Raw genomic sequence first — 18,820 nt, forward strand, 5'->3', positions numbered from 1 at the left:
ACTGAAAAAATACCCTCAAAGGATAGTCTCAATATCCTACAGATCGGTCCTTATATGTCCTTGATGGATGCCGTTTGCGAAATTCTTTCGCGAATGTCTTCTTCAGTTCGTGGGACTAGAAAATCTACCATCATTTCTGCGTTTGCTTGAACTTCCTCGATGAAAGGACGGAAACTCTGATTATATTCTTGGAACGCAAGTTCATAATTCCCATGGTTTTTTTGGAAAGCATCAGCCAAGGCTGCCGCTCCATCTATTGCGAGTGATCCACCCATGCCAGCAGCCGGAGAGGCGCAGTATCCAGCATCACCGACTAGGGCTACCCTGCCTTTTGTCCACGACGGCATTTTCATTTGGCACAGCTTGTCAAAGTAAAAAGTTTTTGAGTTCTTCACTTCTTCCAGCAATTCCGGCGTTCGCCAGCCTAGTCCGGAAAATTGATTCAAAATGATATCCCGCTGCTGTTCCACGTTTCGGTAGTCGTAAGGGAGTTCCTTCTCCGAAGAAAAGCAGAGCACGATATCGGTTTTATTGTTATAAGAGTTCAGCATGACCGCCTTGCCCGGCTCGTTGTACATCTGTGTCGTATTCTCCCGGATCAACAACTTATCCACGATCGTGATAGAGAAATACGTTTTAAGAAAATGCGAAAATTCCGCTTCCTCGCCGAAGTATAATTTTCTGACGGCCGAATGAATACCATCACAGCCGAATACCAGGTCATACGAGCGCTTTTGTCCTCCTTTGAAAACTACTTCAACGCCATCACTTTCTTCCTTTAATGACGTAATGCTATCTCCGAAAATAAACTCAACGTCATCTTGGACAGCCTCGAACATGATATCCAGCAATACATCTCGCTCGATTTCATATTCATCTTCTGCAAGCTGCTCACGGATTTCGACTCTTTCAGTGACATCATCGGAATTTTTGAATTCCATCAATTCCATGTCTATTTTGTTCGACTGGATTTGGTCTAGAAGCCCCATACGTTTCGCGATGTCGGCGGTGTCTTCGCGGATATTTACAGGTGTGCCGCCTTTTTTAAGACCTTCAGCGATCTCAACAACGGTCACGTTGTAGCCAAACTGCTTCATCCAGTAGGCTGTTGAAATTCCGGCGAAACTCGCCCCGCTAACTAGAATATTTTTTTTCATATTCGTTCCTCCCATGATCCATAATATTTCTAATGATGTTGTATAGAATAAAATAGCTTTGTGAACTGAATATGAATGTAGTTATGCAGAAGCAGCCGCTAAGCGGCTGCTTTTGTTTTTCAACAGCGCGGGGTACCTCCAGAAAAAAAATTCGATTAGAAAGTATTAATGAAATTATCGGCAATTCCGATAAAAATACCTATGTGGATTATAGAATATTGCTCTGGGCAGGCTAGGTGCAAAGCGATTCATATACAGTTCATAAATGCATTTTAAAATAAGATGACTTCTTGTTAGAAACCTGTTTTACGAAAAGCTGCTTATTGCAGATAAATATGGAGGTAAGATACGTTTGGAATTGTTTGAATTTATTTTGTTGATGCTGGCGGCAGTCTCTTTATCCAATTTAGTAAACCGGTTTATCCCTTCGGTCTCCGTGCCTATTATTCAAATTGCGCTGGGGATGTTAATTACTTTGCTGCCCTTGCATTATGAACTGAAATTAAATCCAGAGTTGTTTTTGCTTTTATTCATTGCCCCGTTGCTATTCAATGATGGCAGGCATGCGGATAAAGAAGCGCTTTGGAAGCTGAAGAAACCGATCCTTTTGCTAGCGCTGGATCTGGTGTTTGTAACGGTAGCCGTGATGGGATATTTCCTGAATTGGTTACTTCCGGTCATCCCGCTGGCGGCAGCCTTCGCATTGGCAGCTGCACTAGCACCTACCGATGCTGTGGCCGTGGGTGCACTGGAGCAGAAAGTGAAGATCCCCCATCAGACGATGCAAATTCTTGAGGGAGAGTCGTTAATAAATGACGCATCAGGGCTGGTCTCCTTTCAATTCGCTGTAGCTGCAATGGTCACAGGTGTATTCTCTTTCAAAACGGCCAGTATCAGTTTTATTGCCATTTCACTTGGCGGTGTGGTGTTAGGCCTTCTGCTTACCTTAGTAAAATATGGTGTGGTGAAGTGGTTGCGCAAATTGGGGATGGAAAATGTCACGCTCCACATGCTGATTGAGATCCTGACTCCTTTTTTGATTTTCATGGCTGCGGAGGAATTAGGGGTCAACGGTATCCTGGCTGTTGTCGCCGCAGGAATCGCCCATTCTTTTGGTTACAAGAAAATGAACCCCGAGTTAGCCAAGCTGAGTGTTGTATCCAAAAGCACCTGGTCGGTCATTATCTTTGTATTGAACGGACTGGTTTTCCTACTACTTGGAACACAGCTTCCTGATATTATCCAGACGATTTGGAGTAACCCGGACATAGGGAATTTTAAAGTCATTATGTACACACTATTATTGACTTTAGCTGTACTCGGGCTGCGTCTCATCTGGGCAATGCTAATGGATAATCCTGAAGGTGCCAAACCGCGCGAACCTTGGCGACTCCGGTTGAAGAATGCGCTTATCCTCAGTCTATCGGGAGTCCGGGGAACGATTACACTGGCGAGTACCTTGTCACTGCCGTTTTTTCTGAATGATGGAACTGCATTTCCAGCCAGAGATCTGATCATTTTCCTTGCGGCTGGAGTAATCTTGTGGACTCTTCTGGCATCCAACTATCTGTTGCCGCTTTTATTAGGTAAAGAAACACAAACGGAGCAGGAAGAGGACGAAATTCAGGCGAAAATTGAGATTCTGAGGAATGTGGTTACCGGATTAAATGAACTGACCACGGACCAGAACCGGCTTGCGACCGCCCATATTATCAATATGTATACTTCCAGAATCCGAACACTTAGGAAAGATGAAAAGAAAGATAAGACACAGCGGTCCTTGGGTCTGTCTGTCATGAAATGGGAAAGAGAGAATACGTTGCTTGCTCTTGAAAAGAAAGAAGTAAATCCATATACAGCGTACAATTACCTTAAAAGAATTAACCAACTGTTGTTTATGCGCACAAGAGATGTCCGCTATAAAAAAGAGGTTTTTCCTATTAAGCAATGGGTCGAAATGTTCGGGATGCTGAATCCTGCCCGACTAAGCATTCGAGAAAGACGCGCTGAATTGACCAGACTCAAAATTCAAAATATGGCTTATGTCATTGAGCAGCTAAAAGGTCTGCTTTCAGAAGGCGAATCGGATATAGAGGCAATCAGCTCACTGATCTTGCAATATGAAAGTATACTGCTGCGTATGACTAGAAACGAATCGGACACATACTCCCGACGAGAGTTCGACTTGTCGATGCAGGATCTGGGCCGGGTCGGAATTCAACTGGAGCGAGACAACATTCAATCTATGTTTGAGACAGGGCGGATTTCAAGACAGGGCATGAAAGAAATGAAACGTGATATTCTCTTCATGGAGCATGATCTGCGAGAAGAGGCAATGGCTTAGAATTTATGAGAAGAGCGAATGGAACAACATGTTAACCCGTAGGAAATTAATTAAATTATTCTATGCTGAAAGGACTAAAGTAGTTAGTCCGACGAACGATTTCAAAAAGATTTAGAAACTCAACATAAAAATCATTATGTCAAAACATTGTCAGCCAGTGGCCTCACTTTAGGTCTGTATCTATTATTTATGTTTTTTATAGCTTGTAATGAATAAAATTTTGTTAGATATGTATAAGACTTAAACAACTCCAACTTTTTATTGTTATTAATTGACCTGAATTGTTTGAACGTGTTATTTTGACAATAGAATTTAATTGTGTAACTTACAAATGGAAGAATTCCTAAAGCTTTAGAAAAGGCAGTATCGCAGTAAATGGTTCAAAAATGAAATGATAAAATAAAGGTATGGTGACAAAATGGAAAAGCAAAATTTGGACTGGAGTAACCTCGGATTCAATTACAGAAAGACTGAAAAACGATATGTTTCAAATTTTATAGAAGGAAAATGGGATGATGGAATTTTAACAGAGGATACCAATGTAGTGCTCAACGAATCGGCAGGCGTTCTCCAATATGCGCAGACATGCTTTGAAGGTTTAAAAGCCTATACCACCCAAGACGGACAAATTGCTATTTTTCGTCCCGATTTAAATGCACAGCGCATGGAGGATTCCGCTATAAGACTTCATATGCAACCCTTTCCAAAGGATAGGTTTATAGATGCTATTGTCGAGACAGTAAAAGCAAATGCATCATATGTACCACCGTATGGCTCTGGTGCTACACTATACATACGACCTACTCTATTCGGAAGTGGTCCTGTTATTGGGATTAAACCTTCTGAAGAGTATCAGTTTAGAGTATTTACTACACCAGTAGGCCCTTATTTTAAAGGAGGAGCCAAGCCCCTTACCCTCTGTGTTAGTGATTATGATCGTGCTGCGCCTTATGGTACAGGACATATCAAAGCAGGGTTGAATTATGCCATGAGTCTTCATGCGCTAAGGACAGCCCAAAAAAATGGATTTGATGAAAATATGTTTTTGGATGCTGCAACCAGAACCAAGGTTGAAGAAACAGGCGGGGCCAATTTTATCTTTATAACCAAAGACAATAAAGTTGTTACACCTAAGTCAGAAAGTATTCTTCCGTCCATCACCAGACGATCTTTAATGGTCGTTGCTGAGAAATATCTCGGCCTTGAAGTTGAGGAAAGGGAAGTTCTTTTCGAAGAGGTAAAAGATTTTGCAGAATGTGGTTTATGTGGAACTGCAGCTGTTATTTCTCCTGTGGGTAAAATAGATGACCATGGTAAAGAAATATATTTCCCAAGTGGTATGTCAGAAATGGGACCTATTTCAAAGAAACTACTAGAAACTCTTACTGGTATCCAGATGGGAGTTCTCCCAGCGCCTGAAGGCTGGATTACAAACATTACTATTGGCGGGGCTTAATGCCCCGCTTTTTTCTATTGAAATGTAAGGGTGCATAGAGGGAAAATGATATCTATTCGATTTCATCCTTTTTTTCGACACGCATAAACGTATGCGAAGGGAATAACCATGTTGAATAAACATTGCCCATGAGATTCATTAAGTTCTCAATCACTATCTAACGATGTATTAAAACTTCATAAATTCCTTCGTTTTTATACCAGAGATTTTTCATGTAGATTGTGTATGATGGTCTGATGAAACGAAAATGGAAAAATGTATTCGCTTTACATAACTGGTGCCTCCGCAGAAAGTATTGTAGAGTTGTAGGAGCAATTACGCGATGAAGGTGAGAAATATGGAGATCAATAATATTCTTGTTGTAGACGATGAACCGGAAATTCGAGAAGCTCTCGTTATTTACTTAAAAAGCAATGATGTAGACGTATTTACGGCCTCTAACGGAGTGGAGGCACTGGAGATCCTTGAACAAGAAACGATTCATCTTATTATCATGGACCTCATGATGCCGCAGCTTGATGGAATCAAGACGACATTTAAAATTCGTGAAGATAAAAATATACCAATCATTATGCTCTCCGCCAAATCGGAGGATAGTGACAAGATTTTGGGACTTAATGTTGGAGCTGACGATTATATAACGAAGCCGTTTAATCCCTTGGAACTGATCGCAAGAGTCCGATCCCAGCTGCGCCGGTTTACGAATTTAGGTTCCTTTCACTCCATTGGAGAAGAGATCATTCAAGTAAAAGGACTTGTGCTGAACAAAAGCTCCAAGACTGTTGAAGTGGATGGAGAGGACGTTAGACTGACGGCGAAGGAATACAAAATTTTGGAGTTGTTAATGGAAAACAAGGGCAGAGTTTTCTCGATTGAAGAGATTTATGAGCGCGTGTGGAATGAACCGGTCTTTGCTTCAGAGAATACGGTTGCCGTACATGTGAGAAACATTCGTGAGAAAATTGAGATCAATCCTAAAGACCCAAAATATTTGAAGGTGGTATGGGGAATTGGATACAAAATCGAGAAAAAGTAAAGAAGATCGAAAGATTGGAATCGACCTTCTTGTCATCATAATCGCAGTTATTATAGGGATCTTTATACTTATAAACGAGTATTCATACCTGGGGTTGAGTCTGAGATTTTCAACTTCACGTTTCATCTGGGAATTGCTTTCCAGTATTATCTTGGGTTTGTTGGTAGCCAGACTGTTTCGTTATTTTAAGGCACCGCATAATAAACGTTCCTTCTGGGATGGCAGTGTGTTGATAGATTATTTTCATATTTGGAGAACCGGCTTTAGAGCCAGTCTGCAAAATGGGAGACTAACGTTTGGCCTCATTCTTATGTTTCTGCTGACCGCCTTAGCCGGCATTTGTTTTTGGGAAGCAGTCACATATTACGGACAGGGATGGCTCATCCTTTATTTGTTGCTATTTGTGCTGTTTCTGGTTCCTTATATGCTCTCCAAGCTTGGGCGATTCATGGCCATCATCAATGGAAGTAAAGAGATTGCCAAAGGGAATATTCAGAACTCAATTCAAGATAACGGAAACGATTCTCTATCTGAACTTGCCGGCTATATTAACAATATGAAAGCCGGGTATCAAAGCGCGTTGGAACATCAAATGAAAAGCGAGCGGTTAAAAACGGAACTGATTACCAACGTATCGCATGATTTGAAGACTCCGCTTACTTCAATTATCAACTATGTCGATTTATTAAAAAAAGAAAATCATCCTTCGGAAACAACCCGAGCCTATATTGAAACGCTGGAACGCAAGGCGCTTCGACTGAAACTATTAATTGAAGACCTGTTCGATATCTCTAAGATGGCCAGCGGTACAATAGAGCTGGATATGGAGTATGTCGATGTGGCAACGTTATTGACACAAGCGATAGCAGAATCAAACACCCATATGGGACAAGCGTCGCTCGAAATTCGGGAGAGGATTGCCAAGTTTCCGATCCATGCGAATTTGGATGGTAATAAAATATGGCGTGTATTCGAAAATTTAATTAGCAACGCACAGAAATATTCGCTTCCAGGAACCCGCATCTATATTTATCTGGACGAGACGGATGATCTGGTAAGGTTTAAAATTCAAAACACCTCTGCCTATGAGATTGATTTTGATGCGGAAGAACTGTTCGAACGTTTCAAAAGAGCAGACGAATCCCGCCAGACAGAAGGCTCGGGACTAGGGCTGGCTATTGTGAAAAGCATCGTTGAGTTGCATGGAGGCAAGATTAAGGTCGAGATTCACGGCGATCAATTCAACGTTATTGTGCATTTACCCAAGAAGGGCTGAATGAATAAAAGATCACCAACATGATACACATGTTGGTGATCTTATTTTTTTGACGAACTAAATTCAAAGGTACTAACTCAATAACCCCCAACGAAAAGCATAGGCAACGACCTGTGTTCGATTTTTTGCACGCAGCTTAGTCATCAAGCTGCTTACGTAATCTCTTACTGTATACTCGCTGAGGAACAACAAGGAAGCGATTTTCTTGTTATCATAACCTTCCGCCAGAAGTTCGAGCACGGTAGACTCCCTTTCTGTTAAAGCGATGGCCATCGTTTTGGCGGTGTTTTCCTTCTCTTTCCTGGATAAAAACAAACCAATTCTCTTTCCCACTTGTTCAAGCAAATCCAGCTCATCCTTTGTGCAATTAAATGATTCTCCCATTTGGTCAAAAGTGACCCAGCCGTACAATTGATGATCGTGGGCAATCGGTATAAAAATAATCGAAGACAACTGAAATAACTGGATATGCTCGTCCCTTAAATAAGGTTTTGGGTCTTTCAAATAGATCGGTCTTTTAGAGTTGAAGATCAGATTTTGCTCAGTCAATTGTCCTTTCATGCTCTGAATTTTCGGAAGTTCTTCGCCAATGACCCCATAGAACTGGTTGGACCAAGGTACATATGCATAGAAGACACAGCGTTTATAATTGAAATACTTCTCACATTTTTTCAGGATAAAGGCGAGATCTGAAGCTCCGGAAGAACTGACTAGGAGTTGGTTTAATTGGTCCAGCAAACGCAGTTTTTTTAATTCTTCATTTTCCTCCGTTTCATGATTACCAGACACCGTATCAGCCCACTTATGAAAGCTATGCATCAGATACGAAAAGACAGATAACAGGAACATGAGCGGGTCCATCATCCGTTGATGTTTCAGTTGTATTAATAGTGTTATTAAAGCTTTTTCCAATATAATTTGAAGCCATTGTAAGCTTGCCATATTTAAAATGGTTAGCTGGGATTGAACCCAGGTATCCAAATAAGAAGAATAATGATTATCCATATGATCCAAGTCTGAATAAGTAAACATCTGAAAAAAGGATCTCATCAGTACTCCCGTTTCGTTCCGATGTGTCTCAGAGATGTTAGCTTCCGAGATCAGGTAAATATTTGTGTTTTCTTCGAGCTGTTTGCTATGCGTTTTGAAAAATAATACAAATTCCTGAAAAGTCATTTCAGTATATGGATGAAAATTTTGTGTCATAATAAGCCGTTCCCTTCAAGTGAAATACCCTACAAATGGGGGGTATACAATCCATTATTACACAGAACTTTATAGGATAGTATTTCAAAATTAAAGGAGTAAGATTGAGGAGTACAAGTTCATGAATCTTACTATGAAGAAATGGAGCGGTTGAATCTTATGAAATTAAATGAAAAAGTAGCTATTGTTACAGGTGGTGCTAGTGGAATTGGTGAAGCCACCGTTCGCCTTTTCGCAAAAGAAGGAGCAAAAGTGGTCATTGCTGACTTCTCTGAACATGGTAAAGAACTAGCTGCCGAACTCAATGGGGAAGGTCATGATACGTTATTTGTCAAAACAGATGTGACTAAAGAAGAAGATATTAAACACATGATTAATGAAACCGTTGAGAAATATGGTAAGTTGGATATTATGTATGCAAATGCAGGGGTTGCCGATGACGAAGCCGCTGATGTATTGTCATATGATAAATGGAAACGAACCATCGATATTAACTTGTCAGGTGTATTTCTTTCCGATAAATATGCTATTGAGCAGTTCCTTAAGCAAGGAAATGGCGGCGTTATTGTTAATGCTGGCTCAATCCACAGCTTTGTTGCATTGCCTAAAACGACAGCTTATGCCTCGGCAAAAGGAGGCGTTAAACTGTTAACTCAGAATTTATGTACTGCTTATGCCAGTAAGGGAATCCGTGTTAACGCCGTATGTCCTGGATACATTGAAACGCCTCTCTTGAAGAACGTAGATGCAAAAAGCAAAGAATATTTAACTTCACTTCATCCACAGGGCAGACTTGGACGACCAGAAGAAGTCGCAAAAGCTGTGTTGTTCTTAGCCAGCGATGATGCTAGTTTCGTGAATGGTACTACCTTGCTTGTTGATGGAGGCTATACCGCACATTAATTCAGGTCAGATAAAAGATAATTTACCTGAAAACCAATTTTCAAATCGAAATAAACCTCTATATCATTGAAGACTTCTTCATTGATGTAGAGGTTTTCTTTTACATACGGCGGAGGCTATAGAAGATTCCTTAATTACCCTTTGACAGAGCATTAAGGTTTGCTGCATACTGACTTTATAAAGTTGTTTTATAAAGAGGATTACAAAAAGCGCTGGCTACATTAGAAGGATCTACGGAAATACGGGAGGTGAGGGTTATGGTATATATAATTTTAGCAGTTATCATTTGGATTGGGGCATATGCGGCTTTGAAATCGTCGAATCAGCCTATAGAAGTGAAGCCAATTCGATCAATTAATGATCTCTTTGAATAGATAAAGGCTTTGCCATGAATACTTAATAAGTTAACTTTATAAAGATGAATAATAAATCCAACTTGAACTCGGAGGATTTTAAATGATTAAACTCGTAGTAACTGATCTGGACGGAACATTTCTGAATAATCAAGGTTCGTTTGATATTGAACTTTTTAATGAAGTACATGATGAAATGCAAAAGAAAGGAATAACGTTTGTAGCCTGCACGGGAAAACAGTGTGAACGAGTAGAAAAGTTGTTTGGTGACCATGGAAAAGGGATCTGGATTCTTGGAGATAGCGCAGCCAGAATCAAGAAAGATGGAAAAGTCGTCAAAGAGTTTAGCATTGATCGCACACTCGTTCTGCGAGCCATTGAAGAAATTCAAGGTTTTGATCCCCACATGACAATCATTGTATGTGCAAGCGATGCAGCATACGTACATTCCTCTATCTCTGATGATATGTACAACGTAGTTAAAGGCTCTTATGAACAAGTCATAAAAATGGATTCCTTCTCCGAAATCGATAGTGATTTTATCAAAATAACCGTATTTGATACAGAAGGCAGAAGCACAATGCTTAGAAAACATGTGGAACAGACGTTAAATGGCCAAATCTACATTGTCGACTCTGAAGCCAGGTGGCTCGATATTACTGCTCTTCATACCCATAAAGGCGAAACGGTAAAAAAATTACAGGATATGCTGGGGGTAACTGCGGAGGAAACGATGTCGTTCGGTGATGGAGAGAACGATGTTGAACTGATGGCAATTGCTAAATACAGCTTTGCTGTTAGCAATGCTTGCGAGAACACCAAAAAAGCAGCAAGTTTCATCACAAAATCTAATGAAGAAAACGGCGTTCTAATAACCATTCAAAAAATGATGGATTTACAGTAGGACTGGCTCTAAACATTCAAATAGAAATTACTATATGACAAAGGCTGTGAAAAGGAGCGTGTGATATTTGCATAAAAATGTATATTTGTCAGGCTCTATACTTACTTCTGGGGAACGACGGAAATTGGAACGGTTAAATACGATTATGGAAGCACATTTCTTAACAACACATCTACCACATAGAGACATAGATACTCAATTTCTGGACTCAAAAAGTAGAGATGAAATGTTCAAATTCACTGTTAAGGCGATAGAAGAATGTGATATGTTTGTCGCTGTTATAAACAACAATGGCTTGAATTTAAGTAATACCTGCTGGGAGATTGGTTATGCTTATGCGCATAAGAAACCTATCTTTTGTCTACATGAAGGTGAATTCGATATCAATCAATGGGGACAACTCATGTTGATGAATTCTTCAGTTGTTTGTCATAATGTGGAAGAACTTAAAGAACAATTAGATCTTACATTACAAAATGATAAATCTAAAGGAAGTAGTCTATATAACAAGCAATGATATCATCTCAGAGAATGAACTAGCTGAACAAATAGGTGAGTTAGAAGTATCCCCAATGAATGAGAGTGATCATGAAGGTCATAACATGATTAGTTTCAAAACATATAAAGTAGGTACAAAAACTATTTAAAATCAAAAACAAATGCTATAATAAAAAAATCTTTTTCAATCTGATCGGAGGCAGACCATTGTAGAATCTCATTCCTTTTCCTGAATACAACTGAATATTGAAAAGGATGAGTACAATGCTTACAAAATCATTTCATAGACTCTGGCTTAGTCAGGCTCTATCTACTTTAGGAGACATCTGGTACATTTTGGCGCTTGTCGTCACGCTTTACCATCTATCTGGTTCTGCTACCGTAACGGCTTTGTATCCCCTACTTAGAGTTGCTGGTATGACAATCGGCAGCATCGCGGCTCCTCTTATCATGCGTAAGTTGCGCTTGAACCGCTTACTTGCATCTAGTCTTGGAGGGCAAACTATTGGCTTGGCATTGCTCACCATATATATGTTTTTAATGGGCAAAGACAATCCTAATATTGCTATATTGATCGGAATGGTTTTTGGGATATCAATTCTGGAGGGGGTAGTGGGCCCAGTAAGATCTTCTCTTGTTGCTCTAACCGTGCCTGAAGCATCGTTGCTTAAAGCGAACAGCGTGCTAGTGGGTATTGTACAGTCATGTTCTCTGACCGGATGGGCGTTCGGATCCATGACAGTCAGTTGGCTTGGAGCAAGTCAAGTGCTGCTCCTTTCTACAATGTTATTAGGCGGTGCTTGGTTATCATCCTCCATGATATACGAAACCAGAAACAGTACACACCAAACACTAGTGGGTTCTTGGAGACGATCACTTCAAGATGGATGGCAGAATTATTTTAGGTTACCGCAGTTACGTGTTTTGTTATGGATGGATGTATGGGAAGGCTTATTTAGAGGTGCATTCGCAGGGGCGCTATTGCTCGTGTTCGTAGGAGAACGACTACATGTGGGTGAAGTATGGTGGGGATGGATGAATGGCGCCAATTTAGGTGGATTCGTTCTCATTAGCATTCTTATGAGCCGTTTATCGAACGGAAACTGGAATCTAGGGGGCATGCTAGCGGTGGGCAGTGGATGCGTTGCTGCGCTAACACTCGCATTCAGTTTTTCTACTAGCCCGTTAGTGACACTCTTTATCATGTTCGCAATCGGGGCTTCTCAAGCCATAAAGGATTTAGCGGAACGTACTTCTTACCAAACAAGCGTTCCCGCTTCAGAGCTTCCACCGTTATTTGCGGCCCAATCATCACTTACCTCAATTCTATATGGTGTATCATTATTATTATCTGGTTGGTTAGCGGATACTGTAGGTATTCAAACGCTCTACATCTACGCATCAATTGGATTTTCTCTTTCCTTTATCGGTGCTCTTACGTATCGGAGGAATGGACTAAAAGTAAATAGATACATCGATACGGAAGAAACGGTGAGTTAAGTATTCATGAAGTGAGATTTATATTCTATTTTGTCAGCTAAAAATGTTGAATCCTATGACGAGGCTATCCAGAACTTATGGATAGTCTTTCTTTATATAACATAGTCCCTTGATTTTTGAACAACAAAGCCTTCAAAATTCCTCTCTATCTCGATTATTGAGCGTCTACTTCAGATTCATTTCTTTCAGCAAAAACCTATCAATATTCACTTTGTTACTTTTTAAATATAAAAGTGTAAAATGTATGACGTAACTTTAATACACAATTATTTCAGTGTCAATACGCACTTTTAAGATAATTTATTTACGATGTGAATTGAGCATTCAGAATCCAACACTTTTTAAACAAAAATGTTGACAAAGTAAAGGTCCGAAAATAAGATAGAAGCATTCTAAAAATAAAATTAGTAAAAAAAGGATTTTGTTTCGATATTTTATATGGAGTTGATGACTATTCATTCTACAGAAAAATTAATATTGCTGCAGCAGCAGAAATGGGCGGAGAAGGATATCCTGTTCGAAATGACATGTGATCGTACGCCAGAGGGGCATTTTCTCGATACATACATAGCCTTGTCCCAGCATGAAATGCTTATTGCAACAAGTCTCAAGGAACCGGATCACGAAAAGACCTTTAAAGGCTATTCGATCCCTGTCAAAAGTTATCCACGTCAGGATCCGCAGGAGGAGGGGAAATGGTCGGTTCAAACGTTGAAAATCAGTGGAATTGAATCCGTTTTCATTGTGAACCTTGTTGCATCCGGGATGCTTGTAATGAAGGCTCCAGACGAGCGAATCATAGCGGCGTTCACGAATGGACTGATGAGCAAAGCATCCAGGCTGGCAGCAATCTTTACGAAGCTGAAAAAGCAGGAGGAGGTGGACAGCGAGCTACTGGAGGATGAGGAGGCAAATGCCTCTTGTCCCAAATGCGGGAGGATTTACCCGGAAGAAGGTCGAGAGATTTGCCCGAAATGCATGAAGAAAAGCGCATTGATCCTCCGGCTGCTATCGTTTGCCAAGCCCTATAGAGCCTCTTTGTTGCTCATTATTGTGTTGATGCTTTTAAATTCCGTGACTGGGCTTGTCATTCCATATTTGACGGGTACGGCCTTATTTGATCAGGCGCTAAAAGGCGAAGGATATTTTGGCGGACAGGTAGGGCTAGTCATCTTGCTAGTCATTATTTTTCGCACTATATCCCTATTATTTGGTGTCTTCTTCGGAATCATCAATGCGAGGCTGGCCGCAAACATTGTTTTTGATATAAAATCTGTCATTTTTACTGCAATGCAGCGCTTATCACTAAACTTTTTCAAGCGGAAGCAGACCGGACAGCTGATGACCAGAGTTAATTACGACGCCGCTGAACTGCAAATATTTTTCATTGATGTACTGTCCTATTTTGTTGTGAATGTAATGAATATCATCGGCATTACCGTCATTTTGCTGGTATTGGACTGGAAGCTCACACTGCTATGTTTTTTGCCGATGCCGATTGTTATTTTTCTGGCACGCCAAGTATTCCCCAAGCTGTCGAGGCTATCATGGCGGATGAACCGCCAGGTATCATCATTGAACTCCATCATTAGTGACTCGATCAAAGGTGTCCGGGTCCTCAAGGCATTTGGCATGGAGCACAAAGAAATGCAGCGCTTCCAGCAGGCAAATGCGAACTTCTCCGGCTCGGAGCAAAATTATAACCGTTTGAGCGGTACGATCTTTCCAGTACTTAATGGGCTGACTCAAATGGGCGGTATGCTCATCTGGGGATTTGGAGGATGGATGATACTCAAGGGTGAAATTTCGTTCGGGCTTATGCTGACCTTTGTCAATTATATGTATATGTTATATGGGCCCATTGAGTTTATGAACAATATTGTAGGCTGGTGGTCGCGTTGCATGACGGCTTCGCAGCGATTATTTGAAATTGTGGACGCAAGCCCTGATGTGAAGGAGAAGGAGAATGCGATTCGGATTCCAGTCATGAAGGGAGATATTCAAGTATCAAATGTTGTATTTGGCTATGAGCCGAATAAATCGATTCTGAAGAATGTTACGCTGCAGGTGAAGGCAGGACAAATGATTGGCGTCGTCGGACAATCTGGAGCAGGAAAATCAACTCTCGTCAACCTCATTTCCCGGCTATACGATGTGAATGAAGGTGCAATTACGATCGACGGAGTAAATGTGAAGGATTTGGCTGCTGAATCGTTGCGCTCCAATATCGGAATCGTATCGCAGGATGTGTACGTGCTATCAGGCAGTATTGCTGAAAATATTGCCTATGCCAAGCCGGATTGCAGTGTCATGGATATCGTTCATGCGGCGAAAATAGCCAACGCCCATGATTTTATTGAGAAGCTGCCGGACGGCTACGATACGATCGTGGGTACGGGCGGATACAATCTGTCAGGTGGTGAAAAGCAACGCCTCTCCATTGCGAGGGCAATTCTGCATAACCCAATAATACTGATTCTAGATGAAGCGACAGCTTCTCTGGATACGGAGACCGAGCTGCAAATCCAAGAGGCGCTGGATAAACTTATCAAGGGACGTACAACGATTGCCATTGCGCATCGGCTCTCCACGCTTCGCAATGCCGACTATCTGGTCGTGATGGATCAGGGCAAGGTTGTGGAAGAAGGAACACATGAATCGCTAATGAGTACCGAGGGCGCTTATTATCAATTGGTGAAAAAGCATGATGAAGCATTAAAAATAAGCGAGGTGATTTAAGCATGAGTTCGTCTGCATCACAGAAGAAGACAACTCCAGCCCAGGATACAGAGCTACAGGAGGAAAAGGGCGTGGCCGGTTCGCTGTCCGATGCCGCCGACATTCACTATCTCACAGAGGATAATGCAACATTTCATAAAACGGAAGGTCGGATGTTATCCGTAACGGTGGGGGAAAAGACGCATCCAGTCGTGTATGTACATTGCTCTTTCCCTCATACGAATAGACGCATGTATTTGTCCATCCGGACGGTTGAAAACAAGGAAATTGGTATGATCCACAGTCTGGAGGATTTTACGGAAGAGACAGCGCAGCTGTTAGAGGAGCAGCTGCAAATCCGTTATTTCACTCCAGAAATTAGCAGGTTGATTAACGTGAAGGAGGAGTTTGGCTACTCCTACTGGGAAGCAGAGACGACAGGCGGACTATGCCGATTCACAGTCAGAGGTGGTGGTGGCAACGCCAAGCTGGTAACCCCAGACCGACTGCTCGTCACTGACGTGGACGGTAATCGGTTTGTCATCCCAAATATAAATAAGCTGACAGACAAGGAATACCGGATGGTAGAGCTATGTATGTATGGTTAATCAAGTTGACTAGAGCGGACATGAAGGATGGTGAATGCCTATGGATTTGAATTTTTCGCTTGCAGAGCCGGATGTGAAAGCTGCTGTGCAGGCTGTCGGAACTGACATTGAATATTGTGTGCCCGCTAATCTGTCGCTACTTGGCTACCGTACGGCCGGATTTCTGGTTATCGGGCAGAATAAATGGGCTTACATCGAGCGTGGTCAAGCGAAGGAAACCGGTATTATTGCTGACTCATGGGAGTACAAAGTCATTCCGCTTATCGGAAATATTGTGCTGGAGACCGAAGATGAGCAGGGAAAGCGTATCCTCGTCCGCTCCTCCATGGAGCATGCTCCACGCTTCGGTTATATTGCACAAGTGCTGAATGATAAATCAGCAGCCCGCAAAGTTCGGATTTTCAATAATGATGAGGAAAACGTCTGTGTTAAGTGCGGTGATCGACTAGTGCAAGGAACCCGTGTATGCCCCAGATGCATGAGCAAGTCCGCGGCGTTCAAAAAGCTGTTCGGTGTCTCGAAGCAGCATTGGAAGCCGCTGGCGATGGGTCTTATTGTCATGATAGCGGCTTCCGCTATTGCACTGGCAGGACCTTATTTTCAGGAAATTCTGATTAACGGTGTCTTGCAGCCGTCTGACGGACATAGTCCGAGCATGAAGCTGTTCTATCTCGCACTTGCCGCCATGATCGGAGGACTTGTGGCCGGAGAACTGCTGGCGATTATTCGGGCACGGGTCATGGCGAATGTCAGCTCCAATATTGCCGCCGATCTGCGCAAAATGGTGTATGAACGAGTACTGAGCCTGCCGCTTGGCTTCATGACCTCTCAACGGGCGGGAGATATAATGAACCGGGTAACGGCGGATACAGACCGGATTCGGCAATTGATTCAAGAGCTATGCACAACAGCAATCTATCAAATGATTTTGCTGGTTGCGGCTAGTAGCTTACTCTTCAGCGCTGACTGGCGCCTGGCATGTGTTGTGCTGTTGCCTGCCCCTATTGTCGCCTACATGAATATGTACATCTGGAAACATGTGCTCTGGAAACTGTATCAAAAACAGTGGGCAATCTACGACCGGGGGAGTTCTTTTCTGCATGATGTGCTGAGCGGAATCCGGGTTGTCAAGGCATTCGGCAAGGAAGCCACGGAGATCAAAAAATTCCGGTCCCATAACAGTGATTTTGCTGCCGCTACGATAAGAACCGAGAGTCTGTTCAACATGCTGGCCCCGATAACGAATTATTTAATTCAGCTTGGCCAATATGTTGTGTTGCTGCTTGGCTCTAACATGATTTTGAACAATCAGATGAATGTAGGTGAACTGATCAAGTTCAGCATGTATGCGTCCATGGTGTTTGGACCGATCGCCTGGATGATGTTCATGCCAAGATGGGTCTCCAATGCGATGATTTCCATTGACCGCGTTTTTTCGGTCATTGACGAGCAGCCAGAGGTAGTGGAGACTGATAAAACAGTGAGACATACGATTCATGGCGAGGTTTCGTTCCGCGGTGTGTACTTTGGCTATAACTCCTATGAGCCGGTGCTGAAGGATGTGTCTTTTGATATTCGTAAAGGGGAAATGATTGGGTTGGTGGGTCATTCGGGATCGGGCAAGTCCACCCTGATTAATCTCGTCTCCCGCTTCTATGATGTGAATGAAGGTCAAATTAAAATTGACGGTGTAGACGTTCGGGACATCCAGAAGGATGACATTCACTCCCAGATTGGTGTCGTGCTTCAGGAGACCTTCCTATTCACAGGCACGATACTTGATAATATCCGTTACTCTAAGCCGCAAGCGACGGAGGAAGAAGTCATCCGGGCGGCCAGGATTGCTAATGCGCATTCATTTATTATCAATCTGCCGGATGGGTACGACACGCTACTTCAGGAGAACGGGAACAATATATCAGGTGGTGAGCGCCAGCGTCTGGCAATTGCAAGAGCGATTCTGAATGACCCGCCAATTCTTATTCTGGATGAAGCGACCTCTGCACTCGATATTGAGACGGAAAGTGTCATTCAGACGGCGCTCCAGCGGGTAATGAGAGGAAGGACAACGATTGCGATTGCCCACAGGCTGTCAACTCTCCGCAATGCCGACCGGCTGATGGTACTGGAGAAAGGCAAGATTGCGGAAATTGGCTCTCATGCCGAGCTAATAGAGAAAAAGGGCATTTACTACACACTGATTACAGCCCAGAGGGAGATGTCGAAGAAAGAGCAAACGGGGTAACTCATCCATCTCAATCCATTTTGTAGTTTGTTCGTCACATGTATGCTCCGGCAGCTGCGTTGTACTTAGAACGCCGATGACCTTAAACAGGTAACCGGCGTTTTCACTTATTTTTTCGGCATTTTGCTCTCATCCATGTAAAGCAGGTTCCAGCGGTGACCGTCCAGGTCGGCAAATCCTGCGCCGTACATCCAGCCGTCGATTTCACTCGGTTTGCCAAAGATGCTTCCTCCGGCAGACTCTACTTTTTGAATAAAGGCATCTACTTTTTCTCTGCTATCAGCGCCAATGGAAAATATTACTTCAGCGCTATGGGAAGTATCTGCTGTTTTTGAACCTGTGAATTTCTCAAACGCCGACTCCGGGAACAGCAAAATCGTTGTTTGACCTATGGAAAGCTGGGCTCTCTCGTTCCCAACGCTCACCGCATGGAATCCAATTTCATTGAAAAAGGCAGTTGACTTCTCAACATCTTTGACAGGCAGGTTAATCCAGATCTCCTGTGACATGGTTGTAGCCTCCTAGAATATAATTTTAACTACGCCTACTATACTCTACTTTTGGCAGCAGATGCGAATCTTATCAAAGAAATAAATGAATGTTATTATTATGAATA

At 42.3% G+C, this 18,820-nt stretch carries 14 protein-coding genes; 11 read left to right on the forward strand and 3 right to left on the reverse strand.

The features are described from left to right. Window positions 1-50 precede the first annotated feature (50 nt). The gene (locus CRO25_RS04725) at window positions 51-1,157 is read right to left on the reverse strand and encodes an FAD-dependent monooxygenase (RefSeq protein WP_079693758.1); all 1,107 of its coding nucleotides are present in this window, start codon (window positions 1,155-1,157) and stop codon (window positions 51-53) included. Window positions 1,158-1,509: 352 nt separating this feature from the next. Here CRO25_RS04725 and CRO25_RS04730 point away from each other — a divergent pair, with 352 nt between their 5' ends. The 4 genes from CRO25_RS04730 to CRO25_RS04745 all read left to right on the forward strand — a co-directional run bounded on the left by CRO25_RS04730 (window position 1,510) and on the right by CRO25_RS04745 (window position 7,269). Further along, on the forward strand, window positions 1,510-3,501 hold the full coding sequence (locus tag CRO25_RS04730; RefSeq protein WP_079693757.1) for a Na+/H+ antiporter: 1,992 nt from the start codon (window positions 1,510-1,512) through the stop codon (window positions 3,499-3,501). A gap of 418 nt (window positions 3,502-3,919) precedes the next feature. Then, complete coding sequence (locus CRO25_RS04735; protein ID WP_063563680.1) at window positions 3,920-4,957, forward strand: branched-chain amino acid aminotransferase; 1,038 nt, start codon at window positions 3,920-3,922, stop codon at window positions 4,955-4,957. A 337-nt stretch (window positions 4,958-5,294) separates the two neighbouring features. Further along, the gene (locus tag CRO25_RS04740) at window positions 5,295-5,993 is read left to right on the forward strand and encodes a response regulator transcription factor (protein ID WP_064640817.1); all 699 of its coding nucleotides are present in this window, start codon (window positions 5,295-5,297) and stop codon (window positions 5,991-5,993) included. Continuing rightward, entirely contained in the window at window positions 5,968-7,269 is a 1,302-nt protein-coding gene (locus tag CRO25_RS04745) for a sensor histidine kinase KdpD (RefSeq protein ID WP_072733121.1), read from the forward strand. The genes CRO25_RS04740 and CRO25_RS04745 overlap by 26 nt, the downstream gene beginning before the upstream one ends. 72 nt (window positions 7,270-7,341) lie before the next feature. Here CRO25_RS04745 and CRO25_RS04750 read toward each other — a convergent pair whose 3' ends face one another. Continuing rightward, on the reverse strand, window positions 7,342-8,475 hold the full coding sequence (locus CRO25_RS04750; RefSeq protein ID WP_064637648.1) for a LuxR C-terminal-related transcriptional regulator: 1,134 nt from the start codon (window positions 8,473-8,475) through the stop codon (window positions 7,342-7,344). Between the two features lie 159 nt (window positions 8,476-8,634). On the opposite strand from CRO25_RS04750, the gene CRO25_RS04755 reads away from it, so the two are divergent. The 7 genes from CRO25_RS04755 to CRO25_RS04785 all read left to right on the forward strand — a co-directional run bounded on the left by CRO25_RS04755 (window position 8,635) and on the right by CRO25_RS04785 (window position 18,204). Next, complete coding sequence (locus CRO25_RS04755) at window positions 8,635-9,378, forward strand: SDR family NAD(P)-dependent oxidoreductase (RefSeq protein ID WP_064640818.1); 744 nt, start codon at window positions 8,635-8,637, stop codon at window positions 9,376-9,378. A 456-nt stretch (window positions 9,379-9,834) separates the two neighbouring features. After that, window positions 9,835-10,635: an HAD-IIB family hydrolase gene (locus CRO25_RS04760; protein ID WP_063563683.1), complete on the forward strand. Its 801-nt coding sequence runs from the start codon at window positions 9,835-9,837 to the stop codon at window positions 10,633-10,635. A 67-nt stretch (window positions 10,636-10,702) separates the two neighbouring features. Next, the gene (locus CRO25_RS04765) at window positions 10,703-11,152 is read left to right on the forward strand and encodes a nucleoside 2-deoxyribosyltransferase domain-containing protein (protein WP_079693756.1); all 450 of its coding nucleotides are present in this window, start codon (window positions 10,703-10,705) and stop codon (window positions 11,150-11,152) included. A gap of 245 nt (window positions 11,153-11,397) precedes the next feature. After that, window positions 11,398-12,633 carry an MFS transporter gene (locus tag CRO25_RS04770; RefSeq protein WP_079693755.1) on the forward strand — a complete coding sequence of 412 codons (1,236 nt, stop codon included), beginning with the start codon at window positions 11,398-11,400 and terminating at the stop codon, window positions 12,631-12,633. A 447-nt stretch (window positions 12,634-13,080) separates the two neighbouring features. Further along, a complete protein-coding gene (locus CRO25_RS04775) occupies window positions 13,081-15,372 on the forward strand; it encodes an ABC transporter ATP-binding protein (RefSeq protein WP_079694262.1) in 2,292 nt (763 codons plus the stop codon). Between the two features lie 2 nt (window positions 15,373-15,374). Further along, complete coding sequence (locus CRO25_RS04780; protein ID WP_063563686.1) at window positions 15,375-15,959, forward strand: DUF1854 domain-containing protein; 585 nt, start codon at window positions 15,375-15,377, stop codon at window positions 15,957-15,959. A 40-nt stretch (window positions 15,960-15,999) separates the two neighbouring features. Further along, window positions 16,000-18,204 (forward strand): ABC transporter ATP-binding protein, encoded by a 2,205-nt coding sequence (locus CRO25_RS04785; RefSeq protein WP_079693754.1) that lies wholly within the window; start codon window positions 16,000-16,002, stop codon window positions 18,202-18,204. Window positions 18,205-18,311: 107 nt separating this feature from the next. Here CRO25_RS04785 and CRO25_RS04790 read toward each other — a convergent pair whose 3' ends face one another. Continuing rightward, window positions 18,312-18,713 (reverse strand): VOC family protein, encoded by a 402-nt coding sequence (locus CRO25_RS04790; RefSeq protein WP_079693753.1) that lies wholly within the window; start codon window positions 18,711-18,713, stop codon window positions 18,312-18,314. Between the last annotated feature and the right edge of the window lie 107 nt (window positions 18,714-18,820).

It is taken from the genome of Paenibacillus sp. RU5M, assembly GCF_900221055.1.
GTDB lineage: Bacteria > Bacillota > Bacilli > Paenibacillales > Paenibacillaceae > Paenibacillus > Paenibacillus marchantiae.